This is a genomic window from Pandoraea cepalis, assembly GCF_902459625.1.
Taxonomy (GTDB): domain Bacteria; phylum Pseudomonadota; class Gammaproteobacteria; order Burkholderiales; family Burkholderiaceae; genus Pandoraea; species Pandoraea cepalis.
This window is the reverse complement of record NZ_CABPRY010000001.1, coordinates 846,563-863,187: the sequence shown is the minus strand read 5'-3', so window position 1 is coordinate 863,187 and position 16,625 is coordinate 846,563. Positions and strand designations below refer to the sequence as shown.

The 16,625-nt window shown below is 63.4% G+C and carries 13 protein-coding genes; 7 read left to right on the top strand and 6 right to left on the bottom strand.

All coding sequences use genetic code 11. From position 1 onward, the window contains the following. The first annotated feature begins 160 nt into the window (after positions 1–160). Together pdxR and gabT are read left to right on the top strand one after the other, a co-directional pair. The gene (gene pdxR / locus PCE31107_RS03920) at positions 161–1,669 is read left to right on the top strand and encodes a MocR-like pyridoxine biosynthesis transcription factor PdxR (RefSeq protein ID WP_130024891.1); all 1,509 of its coding nucleotides are present in this window, start codon (positions 161–163) and stop codon (positions 1,667–1,669) included. A 233-nt stretch (positions 1,670–1,902) separates the two neighbouring features. Beyond that, the gene (gene gabT, locus PCE31107_RS03915) at positions 1,903–3,186 is read left to right on the top strand and encodes a 4-aminobutyrate--2-oxoglutarate transaminase (RefSeq protein WP_150606617.1); all 1,284 of its coding nucleotides are present in this window, start codon (positions 1,903–1,905) and stop codon (positions 3,184–3,186) included. 66 nt (positions 3,187–3,252) lie between these two features. Here the strand turns inward: gabT and PCE31107_RS03910 are convergent, their stop codons facing one another. The 4 genes from PCE31107_RS03910 to PCE31107_RS03895 all read right to left on the bottom strand — a co-directional run bounded on the left by PCE31107_RS03910 (position 3,253) and on the right by PCE31107_RS03895 (position 7,655). Beyond that, entirely contained in the window at positions 3,253–4,230 is a 978-nt protein-coding gene (locus PCE31107_RS03910; RefSeq protein WP_246181699.1) for a CobW family GTP-binding protein, read from the bottom strand. A gap of 5 nt (positions 4,231–4,235) precedes the next feature. Next, the gene (locus PCE31107_RS03905; RefSeq protein WP_150606615.1) at positions 4,236–5,903 is read right to left on the bottom strand and encodes an amidohydrolase; all 1,668 of its coding nucleotides are present in this window, start codon (positions 5,901–5,903) and stop codon (positions 4,236–4,238) included. Further along, positions 5,903–7,324 (bottom strand): sodium:solute symporter family protein, encoded by a 1,422-nt coding sequence (locus PCE31107_RS03900; protein ID WP_130024888.1) that lies wholly within the window; start codon positions 7,322–7,324, stop codon positions 5,903–5,905. Before PCE31107_RS03900 ends, PCE31107_RS03905 begins: the two co-directional genes overlap by 1 nt. 130 nt (positions 7,325–7,454) lie before the next feature. Next, positions 7,455–7,655: a DUF3311 domain-containing protein gene (locus PCE31107_RS03895; RefSeq protein WP_130024887.1), complete on the bottom strand. Its 201-nt coding sequence runs from the start codon at positions 7,653–7,655 to the stop codon at positions 7,455–7,457. 300 nt (positions 7,656–7,955) lie between these two features. Between PCE31107_RS03895 and PCE31107_RS03890 the strand changes: the two genes are divergently transcribed. From PCE31107_RS03890 to PCE31107_RS03870, 5 genes are all read left to right on the top strand, one after another. Further along, positions 7,956–9,389 carry an NAD(P)/FAD-dependent oxidoreductase gene (locus PCE31107_RS03890; protein ID WP_174966535.1) on the top strand — a complete coding sequence of 478 codons (1,434 nt, stop codon included), beginning with the start codon at positions 7,956–7,958 and terminating at the stop codon, positions 9,387–9,389. Positions 9,390–9,423: 34 nt separating this feature from the next. Beyond that, a complete protein-coding gene (locus PCE31107_RS03885; protein WP_130024886.1) occupies positions 9,424–9,813 on the top strand; it encodes a nuclear transport factor 2 family protein in 390 nt (129 codons plus the stop codon). Between the two features lie 177 nt (positions 9,814–9,990). Next, on the top strand, positions 9,991–11,823 hold the full coding sequence (xsc, locus tag PCE31107_RS03880; protein ID WP_174966534.1) for a sulfoacetaldehyde acetyltransferase: 1,833 nt from the start codon (positions 9,991–9,993) through the stop codon (positions 11,821–11,823). Positions 11,824–11,903: 80 nt separating this feature from the next. After that, on the top strand, positions 11,904–12,944 hold the full coding sequence (gene pta / locus PCE31107_RS03875) for a phosphate acetyltransferase (protein ID WP_150606613.1): 1,041 nt from the start codon (positions 11,904–11,906) through the stop codon (positions 12,942–12,944). After that, positions 12,941–13,708, top strand: a complete 768-nt coding sequence (locus PCE31107_RS03870) for a sulfite exporter TauE/SafE family protein (protein WP_150606611.1) — start codon at positions 12,941–12,943, stop codon at positions 13,706–13,708. Before pta ends, PCE31107_RS03870 begins: the two co-directional genes overlap by 4 nt. A gap of 21 nt (positions 13,709–13,729) precedes the next feature. Here PCE31107_RS03870 and PCE31107_RS03865 read toward each other — a convergent pair whose 3' ends face one another. Beyond that, a complete protein-coding gene (locus tag PCE31107_RS03865) occupies positions 13,730–15,472 on the bottom strand; it encodes a cobaltochelatase CobT-related protein (protein WP_150606609.1) in 1,743 nt (580 codons plus the stop codon). Then, positions 15,469–16,455: an AAA family ATPase gene (locus tag PCE31107_RS03860; RefSeq protein ID WP_150606608.1), complete on the bottom strand. Its 987-nt coding sequence runs from the start codon at positions 16,453–16,455 to the stop codon at positions 15,469–15,471. Before PCE31107_RS03860 ends, PCE31107_RS03865 begins: the two co-directional genes overlap by 4 nt. Positions 16,456–16,625 lie beyond the last annotated feature (170 nt).

Below are 16,625 nucleotides of genomic sequence, written 5' to 3'. Positions count from 1 at the left end.
TCTTCATCCCTGGTTGATATGCGCGCACCGAAGCCCGGCAAGCCCAATGCGCTTAGGTCGTTACGACGTTTGCGACGCCGTGGAACTTAACTTGAATCTGAATATAGACTGATTTGGCCCTACAATGGGGAACCATTTCTTTATTCTCGATGGGACCACTTTGGACGCAATCATTCTGTCGGACTGGCTGATCCAGCATCTCGACAAGGCGGGCGGCGAGCCGGCATATCGCCAGATCAATAGCCTGCTGCAGCAGGCCATCCTGAGCGGCCAGTTGCCGCCCGGCACGAAGCTGCCCTCCTCGCGAACGCTCGCCGCCGATTTGCAGGTGGCGCGCAATACCGTGCTGCACGTCTATGACCAACTGACTGCCGAGGGTTATGTCACTTCGTCAACGGGCAGCGGCACCTACGTGGCGGATACGCGGCCCGCGAGCGGTGTCGATACGGCCGCCTCAGAGGTGGCATCGCACGAGCAGCCGCACAGGCGCTTGTCGACGCGGGGGCAGCAAATGATCGATCAGGCGGGCGTATCAAAGCGACAATGGGGCGCTTTCATGCCCGGCGTACCGGACACCTCCGAGTTCCCGAGCAAGACATGGAACCGCCTCCAAGCCAAGCTCTGGCGCCAGCCCAGCCATGAACTGCTGACGTATGCATCGGGCAGCGGCTACCGTCCGTTGCGACGTGCCCTGTCGGATTATCTGCGCGTGGCACGTTCGGTCAATTGCAATCCCGATCAAATCATCATCACGACCGGCGTGCATCAATCGGTCGACCTGGCGGTCAAGCTGCTGAGCGATATTGGCGACGTCGCGTGGCTGGAAGAGCCGTGCTATTGGGGTGTGCGCAGCGTGTTCCGGATGTCGGGCCTCGAACTGAAGCCGATCCCGATCGATACCGAAGGCCTCAACCCGAGCGTGGAGGACATGCAGGGCCCACCACCGCGCTTGATTCTCGTCACGCCATCGCACCAGTATCCGATGGGGATGGTCATGAGCCTGTCGCGCCGCCGAATGCTGCTGGATTTCGCGAGCAAGCATCGTACTTGGGTGATCGAGGACGACTACGACAGCGAATTTCGCTACGGCAGCCGGCCGATCTCATCGCTACAAGGACTGGATACGGCAGGTCAGGTCATCTATGTCGGCAGCTTCGGCAAGACCATGTTCCCGGGTTTGCGCATGGGCTATATGGTCGTGCCCGAGAACCTGATCGAACACTTTCGCACCGGCCTGTCGGAGCTGTATCGTGAAGGCCAACTGATGCAGCAAGCGCTGCTGACCGACTTCATCATCGATGGCTACCTGACCTCGCACATCCGACATATGCGCGCGCTTTACGGCGAGCGGCGCACCTTGCTGATCGATACAATTCGCGCCAACTTCGGCGATGCGCTGCCGGTGATGGGCGACGAAGCCGGATTGCACTTGGTGCTGGGCCTGCATGGGCAGTCACGAGACCCGCGCGACAACCCCATTTCGGATGAGAGAATTACCGACGAAGCGCTGGAAGCGGGCATCGTGGTGCGGCCTCTGACGCGCTATTACATCGACCCGGCCTCGGCACAATCGGGCCTGTTGCTCGGCTATGCGTGCGTGCCCAACAACCGTATTGAGCCCGCCTTCGACAGCCTCGCCCGCGTCATCGAAAAGCACCTTAAGCCGTAGACAAGCGCTGCCGAAAATACCGATGCTCTGCCATTCGTGTCGGCGGGCGCGATTCCCCTGCAGCGACTGCCAATCCCCGTGCGAGGCGAAGCCGCACCTCATTTGCGCACAAAGCGGCTCCATTAAAGTTAATGAAATGGCTCTTTTTTAAGAACCAGACCTGAGTATATTCCGAACTATCAGCCAGATCGTGTCGAACCTCGGCGCGGCAACCGGACCACTCAGGAGTCGAAATGTCGAATGCGGAATTTCACGCGCGCAAAAATGCCGCCACCCCACGCGGGATTGGAGTCATGTGCGATTTCTATGCGGAACGAGCGAAAAATGCCGAGCTCTGGGATGTCGAAGGACGGCGTTTCATTGACTTCGCCAGCGGCATCGCTGTGCTCAACACAGGGCATCGTCACCCCAAGATCGTAGCGGCGATTCGAGAACAACTGGATCGCTTCACGCACACGGCATACCAGATCGTGCCGTATGAATCGTATGTGACGTTGGCCGAGCGCTTGAATGCCTGCACGCCGGGTGACCATGCGAAGAAGACTGCCTTCTTCACCACCGGCGCCGAGGCTGTCGAAAACGCGATCAAGATCGCACGTGCCGCCACGGGGCGTACGGGTGTGATCGCATTCGGCGGCGCATTCCACGGTCGGACAATGATGACCATGGCGCTGACGGGCAAGGTCATGCCATACAAGAAGGGTTTCGGGCCGTTCCCTGGTGAGGTGTACCACGTGCCGTTCCCATCGGCACTGCACGAGATCGACTCGGCGCAAAGCCTGATGGCGATCGAACAGCTGTTCAAGAGCGATATCGACCCGCAGCGGGTCGCCGCGATCATCTTCGAGCCGGTACAGGGCGAAGGTGGCTTCTACCAGGCGCCGCTGGAGTTCGTGCGTGCCTTGCGAGCGTTATGCACGCAGCACGGCATCCTGCTGATCGCGGACGAGGTGCAAAGCGGATTTTCTCGTACAGGCAAGCTTTTCGCGATGCAACACTACGACGTGATACCCGACCTGATGACCGTAGCCAAGAGTTTGGCCGGTGGCATGCCACTGTCGGCAGTCGTCGGTCGCACGGAGATCATGGATGCAGCCGCGCCGGGGGGGCTGGGCGGAACCTATGCGGGGAATCCGCTGGCCGTTGCGGCAGCGCATGCGGTACTGGATGTGATCGAGGAAGAGCAGCTTTCATCGCGCGCCGAGACCTTGGGCAACCAGTTGAAGGCGCGCCTGCGCAAGCTACAGGCTTCGGTGCCGCAGCTTGTCGAGGTGCGCGGACCGGGCGCCATGGTAGCGGCGGAATTCCACGATCCCCAGACCGGAGCGCCGGCACCGGAAGTCGTGAAACGGATCCAGGCCCGCGCACTGGAACAGGGCCTGCTATTGCTGAGTTGCGGTGCCTATGGCAACGTGATTCGCTTCCTGTTTCCGCTGACCATAGAACAAGCGGTGTTTGACGAAGCCCTCGGCATTCTGGAGACAGCCTTGCTCGAACTTAGCGACGTAACGGTCTGACCACGCCTCGTTTCCACGCACAGCAATTCACGCCGCCTATCGCATAGCCTCGTCGGCGCGAGCGCCTCAGAGAATGGCGGCTTCGAGCGCCTGCGTGAGCCGACGCTCGTCTTCGTCCGAAGCAATGCCGATGAACACGATGACCGACGACGCGGCAGGGAGATCCGAGCGACGTGTGAGCATCGAACGACGCCCGACGACATGCAGCTCGCTCATCTGACCGGCCTGCAGCGCCACGAAGCCCTTCGCGCGCAGCAGTTTGTCGCCCAACAGGGCCAGCGCCGCTTTCAGTCGAGACCGGTCGAATATGCCACCGGTCTCGACGCTGAAGCTGCGCAGTCCACGCGGCAACGCGCGTGATACCGCCCCCATCGGGCGCGGGCTCAGCAACCCGGGCAAGGTCATCACGTCATCGGGAAAGAGAATGGCGGGTGGCACGACGCCTTGGTCCGCCGTGACAACGACCTGCGTTGCCCCGAGCGATGCCAGCCGTTCTCTGACGGCCTGCAACCTGGCGTCGTTCACCAGATCGGTCTTGGTCAGCACGAGCGTGCTGGCCGCCGCAATCTGACGCCGAACGATGTCGCCGACATAGCGATCGTCCAGCGCGGCGTCGATGCCGTCGACGTCCACGGCCACCACAATGCCGTGCAAACGGTACGCCTTGTCGAGCAAGCCCACCTGCGCGATGCGCAGGGGATCGGACACGCCGCTCGCCTCTATCACCAGCAAGTCGGGCCGTTGCGCGCGTTCGCCCAGCGAGATCAGCGTCTCGACCAGGCGTCCGCCAATGGTGCAGCACACGCAGCCGTTCTCGAGTCCGATCACGTCGTCGCCACGCTCACGAATGAGCGACACGTCGACATTGATCGAGCCGAAGTCGTTGACGAGCACGGTAACGTGCAAACCCTCGGCATTTTGCAGCAGCGCGTTGACGAGCGTGGTCTTGCCCGCACCGAGATAGCCGCCCAGGACGACCATCGGGATCGGCGTCCGGGCGGCTGCGGCGACTGCCGCCGGCACGGAGGATTGACTGTCTTGCATGGTCGTCACGCCGGCGCGCGGAACACCTCGCCCCCGAGCACCGTGCCCCACACCGGCATCTGTCGCAGGTCGTCGACGGGCACCTCGAACGGATCGGCCTCAAGGACGGCAAAGTCGGCGTACTTGCCGACTTCGACACTCCCGACCAAATGATCCATTCCCAACGAGAACGCGGCGCCCAGCGTGATGGCGCGCAAGGCGTCTGCCATCGGCAAGCGCAGCGACTCGCCCAACACGCGTCCCGACGACGTCTCCCGTTTGGCCGCGCACCACGCGGTGAACAGCGGATTGAGCTGGGTGATCGGCGCATCCGAATGCAAGGCGAACGGCAGGCCGATCTGGCGGGCAATCTCGGCGGCATCCATCCGGTTGGCACGATCCGGACCCATCGTCTGCTGATAGTGCGCGTCGCCCCAGTAGTAGACGTGGTTCGCGAAGAAGTTCACACACATGCCGAGCCGCTGCGCTCGCGTTAGTTGCGCGGCATCCGCCATCTGGCAGTGCTGCAACGTGTGACGGTGGTCGACACGCGGATGCAGCGCCAGCATCGCCTCGATCGCATCGAGCACGACGTCGGTCGCTTCGTCGCCATTCGTATGAATATGCAATTGCAGGCCCGCCGCGTGGAACGGCATGAACGTCTCGACCAGTTGCGACGGTGGAATCAGCCAGAGCCCGTTGGGCTTGCCATTGTGGTATCCCGGCCAGCGCAGCCGCGCCGTAAAGCCTTGAATCGAGCCGTCGACGATGAATTTGACCGGCCCGTAATGAAGCTTGTCCGTGTTGCCCTCACGCGCGCTCAATACGCGTTGTGGCCCACCTTCGGAGCAACGTTGCGGCGCAAACGCGGGCACGATGCGGATCGGATATGTCGGGTCACCTGTCGCCTCGCGAAGATTCGCATTGCCCGACGGCGTCAAGTCGTTGACGAGGTCGGTGGCCGTCGTCACCCCGGCGAGCTGCGCAACGCGTCCGAAATTCCAGATCGCGCGAACACTCTCGCTCGCGGCAATCGATAGTCCCTCCCCAATGACCCGATACACCGGAAACATCGCCGCGAACTCCTGCAATTCACCGGTCGGCTCGCCATCGGCGCCCATGACGACGCCTTCGACATCGGTGTCGCCGTCGATGCCCGCCAGCGCGAGCATTGCCGAATTCACATTCATCAGATGCACACTGGCATGCAGGATGGCAATGGGACGGGTGGCGGACACGGCGTCGAGGTCGCACGCGACGAGCGGCGCGCCCTCGAAGAAGATCGGGTCGTAGCCCCAGGCCAGCAACGGCTTGGGGTCGCCGGTCATGCGTTGCTCAGCCTCGCGCAGGCGCTCCAGCACGGCGGCCGGCGACTTCAACCCTTCCCACAAGTGTCCGTCGGGGCCGCGCCGGTCGTAGTAACCCACGTAGACGGCATCCCACATCGCGCCCTCCATGAGGTGGCAGTGCCCCTCCACCAGTCCGGGCATCAACACCTTGTCGCGCAATGTGTCGATCGGTGCCGCGTCGGTCCAGCGCCGCATGTCCTGCAAATCGCCGACGGCCAGGATGCGGCCGTCGCACACGGCCACGTGCGTCGCAACCGGTTGCGCCGGGTTCATCGTCAGGATCTTGCGGGCGACGTAGACGCGAATGTCGTCGCGGCTGGCTGCGGTGTTGTCTCTGTCTGTCATCACGACTTCTTGTAGGTGGAAAGCGAACCGACCCCCGTGTCCATCGAACGCTCGCGACTGCCGCCAAGCAACAGGTTGAGCACCGACATCACGACGATGTTGACGACCAGGCAGATCAGCCCGAGGTTCACGCCGCCAAGGTCCGGATTCTTGAAGTAAAGGACGAGCGCCAGCCCCTGACCGGCCAGCACGCCGGCCGCGACCGCCGACGCTCGGACACGCGCTCGCAGGACCACGGCGATCACGCCCGGCAGGAACTGCGTCACCCCGTAATAGGCCATATTGATCAGCGTCAGCATGAGGTTCGGTGTGAGCAGCGTAAGTACGATGGAGCCCAGCAGATACAGCACGATCACGACCTTCGAGCTGGCTTTCTGACGATGTTCAGGCATGCCCGACAGAATGTTTCGCGTGACGATGGGGCCCAGTGCGAGGCAAATCCCCGCGAGCACCAGCAGACCCGACAACGCCGCGCCCGCCGCCACGAGACCGACCAGCCACGACGGCAGCAACTGCGTCACGGCGGCGAAGAACGCCTCGTTCGGCGACGCCAGTGTGATGTTCCGGCTGATCGCGTAATACGACGCCAGCACGAGGAACGGATACATCAGCATGTACAGCGGCATGGCGACCTGCGTGCGGCGAATCGTCGACGCGCTCTTCGCCGTGAAGAAGTTCTGCACGCCAAATGGCATGACGTACATGCCGAGCGACTGGAAGACGATGGTCGTCATGGCGAAGGTGAGCTGTTGCGTGCTCATCGCGTTGCTCACGTGCTGGCTCGCCGCCTCGAACACGGGCGTCACGCCGACTTCCCACGCCACCGCGACCCCGGTGATGACGATGGCGGCCACCATCAGCACGTCCTTGAGCACGGCGATATAAGCCGACGCGCGCACGCCTGCAATGGCGATGTAGATGAAGGCCAACATCGCCGAAAAAGCGATGAGCCAAAGCGGCTGGAAGTTCCACCCCAGCCCCTTGAGCGCCGCCACCAGACCGGTGAACTGCAACTGGCCCCAGGGAAGCAGGAAGACGATGGCGGTCACCGCCACCACCAGTTCGAGAAAACGGTTTTGGAAATGCCCCTTGAACAGATCGGGTAGCGTGATCGCGTTATAGCGTTTGCCCGCATCCCATATCTTCGGACCGAGGAAATACCCGACCGGATACGCCAGCAGGATGTAGCCGAGAAACCAAACGCCATACGTCGGCCCCTTGGCGTAAATGCCGCCGGGAAAGCCGACCATCGTGCCAATGCTGTAGATCTCGCCAGCCGCGAGGAAGAACACGAGCCACGCACCGAACTGGCGTGATGCAACGAAGAAATCGTGCACGCTCTGCGGGCCGCGTCCACCGCGCGCCCGCAATGCGAGATAGACCGACAACAAAATGAAGCCGGCAAAGATGAGGGTTGCCATCGACGCAATCTCCGGAGATTCGGTAGTGACGCGCGATTCGTGTTATCCGCGCTGTCTGGGCACGGCGGCGCAGTGCGCCGGCCGCCAGGAACGAAGGAGGGGGACGTCAGGACATCTGGACGCCAAGAGGTTAGGCCGGCTCCTCGACGGTATGCCGGTCGAACAGCATCCAGCACAGCCAGAGGCAGCCGGACGTGAGCACGAACCAAAGGAAGATCCAGCCGTAAATGAACGGCACCCCGAGCACGTAGCGATCGACGGACGCCGCCCATGGCAGCATTCCCACGACACCGAGATACGGCAATCCAAGACCAATGATCCATCTGAGCATCTTCTCTCTCCGCTGCGCGAGGCATGGTTCGGCATGCGTTCACCGGCCACGGCGGCGCACACGTGGCCCGCATCGCCGAATGGCGATCAGAGGCCGGTTTTCTGGCCCAGTATCTACAGCCAAAATTCGCGCGGCTTAGAGCCACACGAGACAAAAATGTGGTGCCAGAGACGCACGTACCAACGCGCGAAAACGCCGCAGCGGTGCCGCTTTTCCCTGGCACCATCACAAAGCGGCGGTGGTACTAATCGCGGAAAAATCTTCTTGGCAGTATGGTCACATTTCCGTCAGGAGCCTACCGTGGGTACGATTGAAACCTTCGCGCTGGATCGTCGCTCCGAAGCTGCGCCATACGATCCCCTCTACGATCCGCTAGTCTCTGCCAGCCCTGGCCTTGGCATGGACTACGCGCCCACTTACTGGGTCGCCACCGCGGGCGACGCCCCCGAAGACGACGGCCCGCTGCCCGGCGACGCCGATGTCGACGTGGTCATCGTCGGCGCCGGGTTCACCGGTCTGGCCACCGCCCTGTTCCTCGCTCGCGAGCATGGCATTCGCGCCATGGTGCTCGAAGCGAACCGCACGTGCTGGGGCTGTACCAGCCGCAACGGCGGCCAGGGACAAAACGCCAGCGGACGACTCTATCGCTCGCAATGGATCGCGCGTTGGGGCAAGGAAACGGCCCTGCGTCTCGATGCCGAAATTCGCGAGGGCTTCAATACGTTCAAGTCGCTCATCGCCGAAGTGCCCGAGTGCGAGCCCCAACCGGGCGGCCATCTCTACATCGCGCACCGCGATCGCAAGATGGAATTTCTGCGCAACGAAGCCAAGGTCATGCACGACGTTTTCGGTTACGACACGCGCATCCTCTCGCGCGACGACGTTCGCGAGCAGTATGTCGACGACCAGGAAAACTGCGGCGCGATGCACGAACCCGACGGCATCGGCGTGCACCCGCTCAAGCTCGCGTTCGGCTATCTGCGCATGGCCCGCGCCCTCGGCGCTCGCGTGCATCCGTCCACACCCGTGCTGGATGTGCAGACGATCAACGGCGTGCATCACGTGCGCACGCCACGCGGGGTGGTGCGCGCCAAGGCCGTCGCCTTCGCCACCGGCGGCTACACGCGCAACGACGTGACGAAGGCCCTGCGCGCCAAGATCATGCCGATCCTGTCGAACTCGCTGGTGACGCGCGTGCTCACGCCCGAGGAACTCGCCGCGACGAACTTCCGCACCCACGAAGTCATTACCGATACGCGCACGCTGCGCTACTACTACCGTCTGTTGCCCGACAATCGCGTGCAGATCGGCAGCCGCAGCTCGATCACCGGTGCCGACGCGCAAAATCCAAAGCACATGGCGGTGCTCGTCGAAGGCCTGCACCGCAAGTTTCCGGCGCTGCGCGGCATTCGCATCGATTATTCGTGGTGGGGCTGGGTCGACGTGAGCCACGACATGATGCCGCGCGTGACGCAGCCCGATCCGCGACAAAGCCTCTTCTATGCGGTGGGTTACGGCGGCAATGGTGTGTCGTTCTCCGCGCATGCCGGACGCCGCCTTGCTCAGCGCATTGCCGGAGAGCGCGATCCGTCGTGGAACCTACCGATCTACGACTCGGCCCTGCAATACCCGAACGTGTTCGGCGCCGTGCAGTGGCAGGGCTTCGCGCCGTTCCGCCGCATCGGCCAGCGCTTCCTCTATCAGAAATACCACGCGCAAGACGAAGCGCGTTGAACCCTTTGCCTCTCTGCCTTTTTTGGAATTTGCCATGACGACTCAACACGACTCCACCGACATCCAGTTGCTCACGACCTTCAATGACGCCTGGAACCGGCACGACATCGACGCCCTCATGGCCTGCATGACCGATACCTGCGTGTTCCACGCCGTCGCCGGCCCCGACATGATGGGCCGCACCTTCGAAGGCCGTGACGCCGTGCGCGCCGCGTTCCAGTCCGCGTGGGAGACCTTTCCCGACGCGTCGTGGACCGAGGGCGTGCATTTCGTCACCGGCAATCGCGGCGTGTCCGAATCGACCTTCCGCGGCACGAAGGCCGACGGCACCCGCATCGAGGCCCGCATGGTCGACGTCTTCACCCTGCGCGACGGCAAGATCGAAGTGAAGAACGCCTTCCGCAAAGACCGCCCGGCGCTCTGAGACCGCCCCCGACATCTCGTGGATCTATGGCATCGCCGTCGTCAATTTCATTTTTCAATACAAAACGTACCAAATAATAAAAATACTGATTGACCACGGCAGATACTTCGCCTAAATTTCCACTTACACAACTAAATCGGAATTATTTGTTCCGTTTATTTTTCACCGGAGACATCCATGAGCGCCAAAGATTCGGCTACGGCCACCCAACAACTGACCGCCTCCGACGGTGGCCCGCAGGCCATGACGCCGTCTGAAGCCTTCGTCGAAACGATGGTCGCCAACGGCGTGAGCGAGATGTTCGGCATCATGGGCTCGGCCTTCATGGATGCGATGGACATCTTCGCGCCGGCCGGCATTCGTCTGATCCCGGTGGTGCATGAACAAGGCGCCGGCCACATGGCCGACGGCTACGCTCGCGTCTCGGGCCGCCACGGTGTCGTGATCGGTCAGAACGGCCCCGGCATCAGCAACTGCGTGACGGCGATTGCCGCCGCTTACTGGGCGCACAGCCCGGTCGTGATCGTGACGCCGGAAGCCGGCACGATGGGCATCGGCCTAGGCGGCTTCCAGGAAGCCAAGCAGCTCCCGATGTTCCAGGAGTTCACGAAGTACCAGGGCCACGTGACGCACCCGGCCCGCATGGCTGAATTCACCGGCCGTTGCTTCGATCGCGCGATGGCCGAAATGGGCCCGACGCAACTCAATATTCCGCGTGACTATTTCTACGGCCAGATCAAGGCCGAGATTCCGCGTCCGCAGCGGCTCGACCGTGGCGCAGGCGGCGACGAACGCCTGAACGAAGCGGCCGAACTGCTCGCACAAGCCAAGTTCCCGGTCATCATCTCGGGCGGCGGCGTGGTCATGGGCGACGCTATCGAAGAGTGCAAGGCGCTCGCCGAACGCCTGGGCGCGCCGGTCGTGAACAGCTATTTGCATAACGACTCGTTCCCGGCCAACCATCCGCTGTGGTGCGGCCCGCTCGGCTATCAAGGCTCGAAGGCCGCCATGAAGCTGCTGGCGCAGGCCGACGTGGTCGTGGCGCTCGGCTCGCGCCTCGGACCGTTCGGCACGCTGCCGCAGCACGGCATGGACTACTGGCCGAAGAACGCGAAGATCATCCAGATCGATGCCGATCACAAGATGCTCGGCCTCGTGAAGAAGATCTCGGTCGGTATCTGCGGCGATGCGAAGGCTGCCGCCATTGCGCTGTCGCAGCGTCTGGCCGAGCGCACCCTCGCGTGCGATGCCACGCGTGCCGCCCGCGCCGACCAGATCGCCACGGAGAAGGCCGCGTGGGAGAAAGAACTCGACGAGTGGACCCACGAGCGCGACCCGTACAGCCTCGACATGATCGAAGAGCAGAAGCACGAGCGCACGTTCAACGGCGGCGAGTATCTGCATCCGCGCCAGGTGTTGCGCGAGCTGGAAAAGGCCATGCCGGAAGATGTCATGGTGTCGACCGACATCGGCAACATCAACTCGGTGGCCAACAGCTACCTGCGCTTCAACAAGCCGCGCAGCTTCTTCGCGGCCATGAGCTGGGGCAATTGCGGCTACGCGTTCCCGACGATCATCGGCGCGAAGGTCGCCGCGCCGCACCGTCCGGCCATTTCGTATGCCGGCGATGGCGCCTGGGGCATGAGCCTGATGGAAACACTCACCTGCGTGCGTCACAACATTCCGGTCACGGCCGTGGTCTTCCACAACCGTCAGTGGGGTGCGGAGAAGAAGAACCAGGTGGACTTCTACAACCGCCGCTTCGTGGCGGGCGAACTCGATAGCCCGAGCTTTGCCAACATCGCCCGCGCGATGGGCGCGGAGGGCATCGTGGTCGATCGTCTGGAAGACGTGGGTCCGGCGCTCAAGAAGGCCATCGACCTGCAGATGAACCACGGCAAGACGACGATCATCGAAATCATGTGTACCCGCGAGCTGGGCGACCCGTTCCGTCGCGACGCGCTGGCCAAGCCGGTGCGCATGCTCGACAAGTACAAGGACTACGTCTAACGTCGTCGAGGTCGTTCGTATGACAGCGCTCCCGGCTCTGTGGGTGCCGGGGGCGCTTTCTTTTTTTTGACATCGACATCATGAAAGCCATCCATCGCATTATCGACACGGCGCGCCGCGCACCGATGCGCATCGTGCTGTGCGAATCGGAAGACGAGCGGGTGCTCGCCGCCGCCGCACGGGCCACGCGCGAGGGCATCGCCCGCATCCTGCTCGTTGGCGACATCGGCAAGACACAGCGCGCCGCCGAGGCGGCGCACATCGACTTGTCCGGCATGGAGCTGATCGATCCGGCCACTTCACCGCTAACGGATGCCTTCGCCGAGACCTGGTACGGCCTGCGCGCGAAAAAGGGAATGACGCGCGAGCAAGCCGCCGAGGAAATGCGCGCGCCGCTGGGCTTCGCCAACATGATGGTGCGGCTCGGCCACGCCGACGGCTCCGTCGCCGGCGCGGTGAACACCACGGCCGACGTGGTGCGCATGGCGATACAGATCATCGGGGTGCAGCCGTCGTTCAAGCTCGTGTCGAGCTTCTTCCTGATGATGCTCTGCGAGCCGTTCCATACGATGAAGGGCGGCCTGATCTTTTCCGACTGCGCCCTGGTCGTCGACCCCGACGCCGCGCAGCTCGCACAGATTGCACTCGCCGCCGCCGATAGTGCAAGCGCCCTGCTCATGGAGCCGCCGCGCGTGGCGATGCTGTCGTTCTCGACCAGCGGCAGCGCGAAACATGCGGCCGTGGACAAGGTGGTGGAAGCGACCCATCTCGTACAAGCCGCAAGGCCGGAACTGGCAATTGACGGCGACGTCCAGCTCGATGCGGCCATCGTCGCCGAGATCGCGCAACGCAAGGTCGTGCACTCGCAAATCGAGGGGCATGCCAATACGCTCATCTTCCCGAATCTCGACGCAGGCAATATCGGCTACAAGCTCGCGGAACGCATCGGCGGTGCGAAGGCCATCGGCCCGCTCCTGCAAGGGCTGAACCGGCCGGCCAACGACCTGTCGCGCGGCTGCAGCGCCGACGACATCTATTACGTGATCGGCGTGACCTGCGTGCAGGCGCAGGCCGCTCAGGCAAAGCTCACCGGAACCTCGCCGCTCGCCACCCGGCCATGACGCTTCACGCCATTGCGGCCGACCTGCCGTTGATGCTGTTGCTGGGCTTCGCCACGTATTTCCAGACGGTCACGGGCTTCGGGCTGGGCATGATTGTTCTGGGCGGCGCCAGCGGGTTCGGGCTGGCGCCGGTGGCGAGCGTGGCCATTCTGGTGAGTCTGGTCACACTGATAAACAGCGCCCTTGCGCTGCCGGGCACGCTGCATCACATCGACTGGCGAGCGGTAGGCGCGGCGACCCTTGGCATCCTGCCATCGGTCGTGGTTGGCGTGTTGCTCTTCGATTACCTGAACGGCACCGCGTCGAACGCGCTGCATCTGCTGCTCGGCGCGGTCGTGCTGTACGGCGGCATTGGCTCGGCATTGCGTCCGGCACCGAAGACCGAACGCTCCGGCGACACCGGGTTCTTCCTCAGCGGCATCTTCGGCGGCTTGCTCAGCGGGATGTTCGGCATTTCCGGGCCGCCGCTGATCTTCTATTTCTATCGCCAGCCGCTCACGCTGGTACAGATTCGTTGCGCATTGATTCTGTTGTTCGCGGTCACGGCGTCGATCCGCACGCTCTACAGTGCCTTCGCGGGACAGTTGCCCGTGTCGATGATCTGGCAGGCGGTCGTCGCGCTACCGGTCGTGACGTTCGCCACCCTGTTCGCACGGCGTTATCCGCCTCCGCTCTCGAGCGTGACAACGCGGCGTCTCGCCTTCCTCACGTTGATCCTGTTGGGCACCCATTTGATGGTGAGCGCGTTGATGGAAATGGCTTAGGGACGACGACGCGGGCGGCGGTTACGTGTGTGCGCGACGACCACCGGTGCCGATCCAGTCGACGAGCCGCGAGAGCATCGTCATGTCGGGCGGCGACGTCAGATCCAGCGCCAGCGAGTTCCGGTAATACGGGCTGAGATCGAGACCCACGCCGAGCCCCAGCACTTCCACATCGCCGAGCGCCTGCTGTTGCGCCACGACTTCGCGCAGGTGATGGTCGAGATAGTGGTCGTCGTTGGCCTGGTTGGTGGCGGCGTCCATCGGACTGCCGTCGGAAATCACGATCAGCAGACGTCGGTTGGCGCTGCGCGAGCGCAACCGCTCGCATGCCCACTCAACGGCCTCGCCATCGACGCCCTCGCGGAACAGATCGGCCTTGAACAGCGACGCGATGTCGGACCGGGCACGGCGCCAACTCGTCACGGCGTCCTTGAAGATCAGATGGGAGACTTCGTTCAGGCGCCCCGGGAACTTGGGCTTGCCGCGCGCGAGCCAATCGGTGCGCGCGCGTCCGCCGTTCCATGCGCCGGTGGTGAAACCGAGGATTTCGTTGGTCACGCCCGCCGCATCGAGCGCCCGCGACAGGACGTCGACAATCATCGCAACCGCTTCGATCTGGGCCTTCATCGACCCGGAACAGTCGATCAGCAAGCTCACCATCGACTCGGCAATCAACGTGTGCTTTTCGAGCCGGAACAGCCGCCGCTCCGCAGGCGAGCTGACCAGTTGCGCGAGCCGCCGTCCGTCGATACGCCCGTGCTCTTCGCCGAACGACCAGCCGTCGCGCTGCGGCACCGCCAGCGCCGCCTTGAGCGCGCGCGCAAGCCTCGGCACATTGATCGCCTGCGCGACGATGCGCTCGTCGAGCCGTTCGCGAAATTCCGTCAGCAGCGCCCGGCGCACGAGCGTGCCGGCATACAGCTCACGGTCGTAACGCTGGGTGAACACGCAGTAGCCCTGCGCCGACGCCTTGAGCACGCGGCTATCGCCCGAATGCGCGAGCGTGATGCCATCGTCCTCGTGATCGTCGATATCGAGGAACAGCGAGAACGCGTTGCGCACACCTTTTTCGTCCTCGTCGTCCTTGGCATCGCCCTCGGCCTGGTCAGCGCCGGCGGCACGAATCAGGCCCGCGATATCGGCGGCCAGCGCGCGCGCGTACGCGGCGAAGGCGGCCTGATCGGCACACGTTCGGCGCATGCCCGCGAGGGCGCCGCCGATCTGTGGCGCGATGGCCATTCGCGTGGCTTCGATGAGACCTTCCGTATCCTCGATGACCGGATAGCCGGTGAGCCTCGACCAGCCCATCTGGGCGACCGTATAGAGCAGCAGCCCGACATGACTGTCGGCCACGCCCGCGGCGTGCATCGCGCGCGACCAGGCTTCGAAGCGATCGCGCACATTCTTCGCCACGCCGGGCATGCCCGCCGGGATGAACGTCTCGCAGCGCAATTGCTCCATCAGCTCGAAGAGCAGCCGCTCGAGCGGTGCGTCCGGTTGCAGACGGCGATGTAACGCCGCGTCGCTGTGCCGCAACCGCAGCGCCGCGCCGTCGGCAGCACCGCGCAGCGTCGCGAGCGGATCCGCGGGTGCCGGCAGAGTTTGCAGATGCGGGGCATGCAACGGCAACGGCCGCATGTTCCGGCACAGGCGCGCGCCGCTGTAATGCAGCGCGGCGTCGCCGGTCAGCGCGCGCACCGTCGCGGCGCACAGCGCCTCGCCACGCGCGGCGCGACGTGCCGCCTCGCGCTCGGACATCGTCATGACGCATCGGCCAGCAGCGACCTGCTGCCGTCGTTCGTGGGCAACTCGCTACCGAAGGCGCGCTGATAATACTCGGCCACCACGGCACGTTCGGCCTCGTCGCATTTGTTCAGGAACGTGAGCTGGAAGGCCAGCCCGGCATCGCGGAAGATACCCACGTTCTCCGCCCAGTTGATCACCGTGCGCGGCGACATGAGCGTGGACAGATCGCCCGTCGCGAAGCCTTTGCGCGTGAGTTCCGCCACGCTCACCATCGAGTCGATGAGCGTGCGCCCGTCGCCGCTGTCCAGTTCCGGCACCCGCGCCAGCACGATGCCCGCTTCGTCCTCGCGCGACAGATAGTTGAGCGTGGCCACGACGTTCCAGCGGTCGATCTGGGCGTGGTTGAGCACCTGTGTGCCGTGGTAAAGGCCGTTGAGGTTGCCGAGGCCGACGGTGTTCGTCGTGGCAAACATGCGAAAGCCTGGGTGCGGATGGATCACGCGATTCTGGTCGAGCAACGTGAATTTGCCGTCGCGCTCCAGAATGCGCTGAATCACGAACATCACGTCGGGACGCCCGGCGTCGTATTCGTCGAAGATCAGCGCGACCGGACGTTGCAGCGCCCACGGCACGATGCCTTCCTGAAACTCCGTGACCTGATGGCCGTCGCGCACGACGATGGCGTCCTTGCCCACCAGGTCGAGACGGCTGATGTGCCCGTCGAGATTCACTCGCACGCACGGCCAGTTCAGCCGCGCCGCCACCTGCTCGATGTGCGTGGATTTACCGGTGCCATGCATGCCCTGCACCATCACGCGCCGGTTGCGCATGAAGCCGGCCAGAATCGCCAGCGTGACATCGGGGTTGAAGCGGTAAGCCGTGTCGATCTCGGGGACATGGTCGTCGCGCTCGCCGAACGCCGGCACCTGCAGATCCGTATCGATGCCGAATACGCTGCGGGCATCGACCAGACGATCCGGTTGTTGGGTTGCGGTCTCCATTACGTCCCTCTCCTGTTCAAAGCCAATTCGGCGCATCATAACGTTAACCATTTTTAGAAACAATTCGTTCCGAAAAATAAAAATACTGATTGACGACGCCTGATGGCTCATCTACATTTGAACCAACCGAAACGCATCGGAACCCAGCCCATGCCGTTCAATCCGTTCGA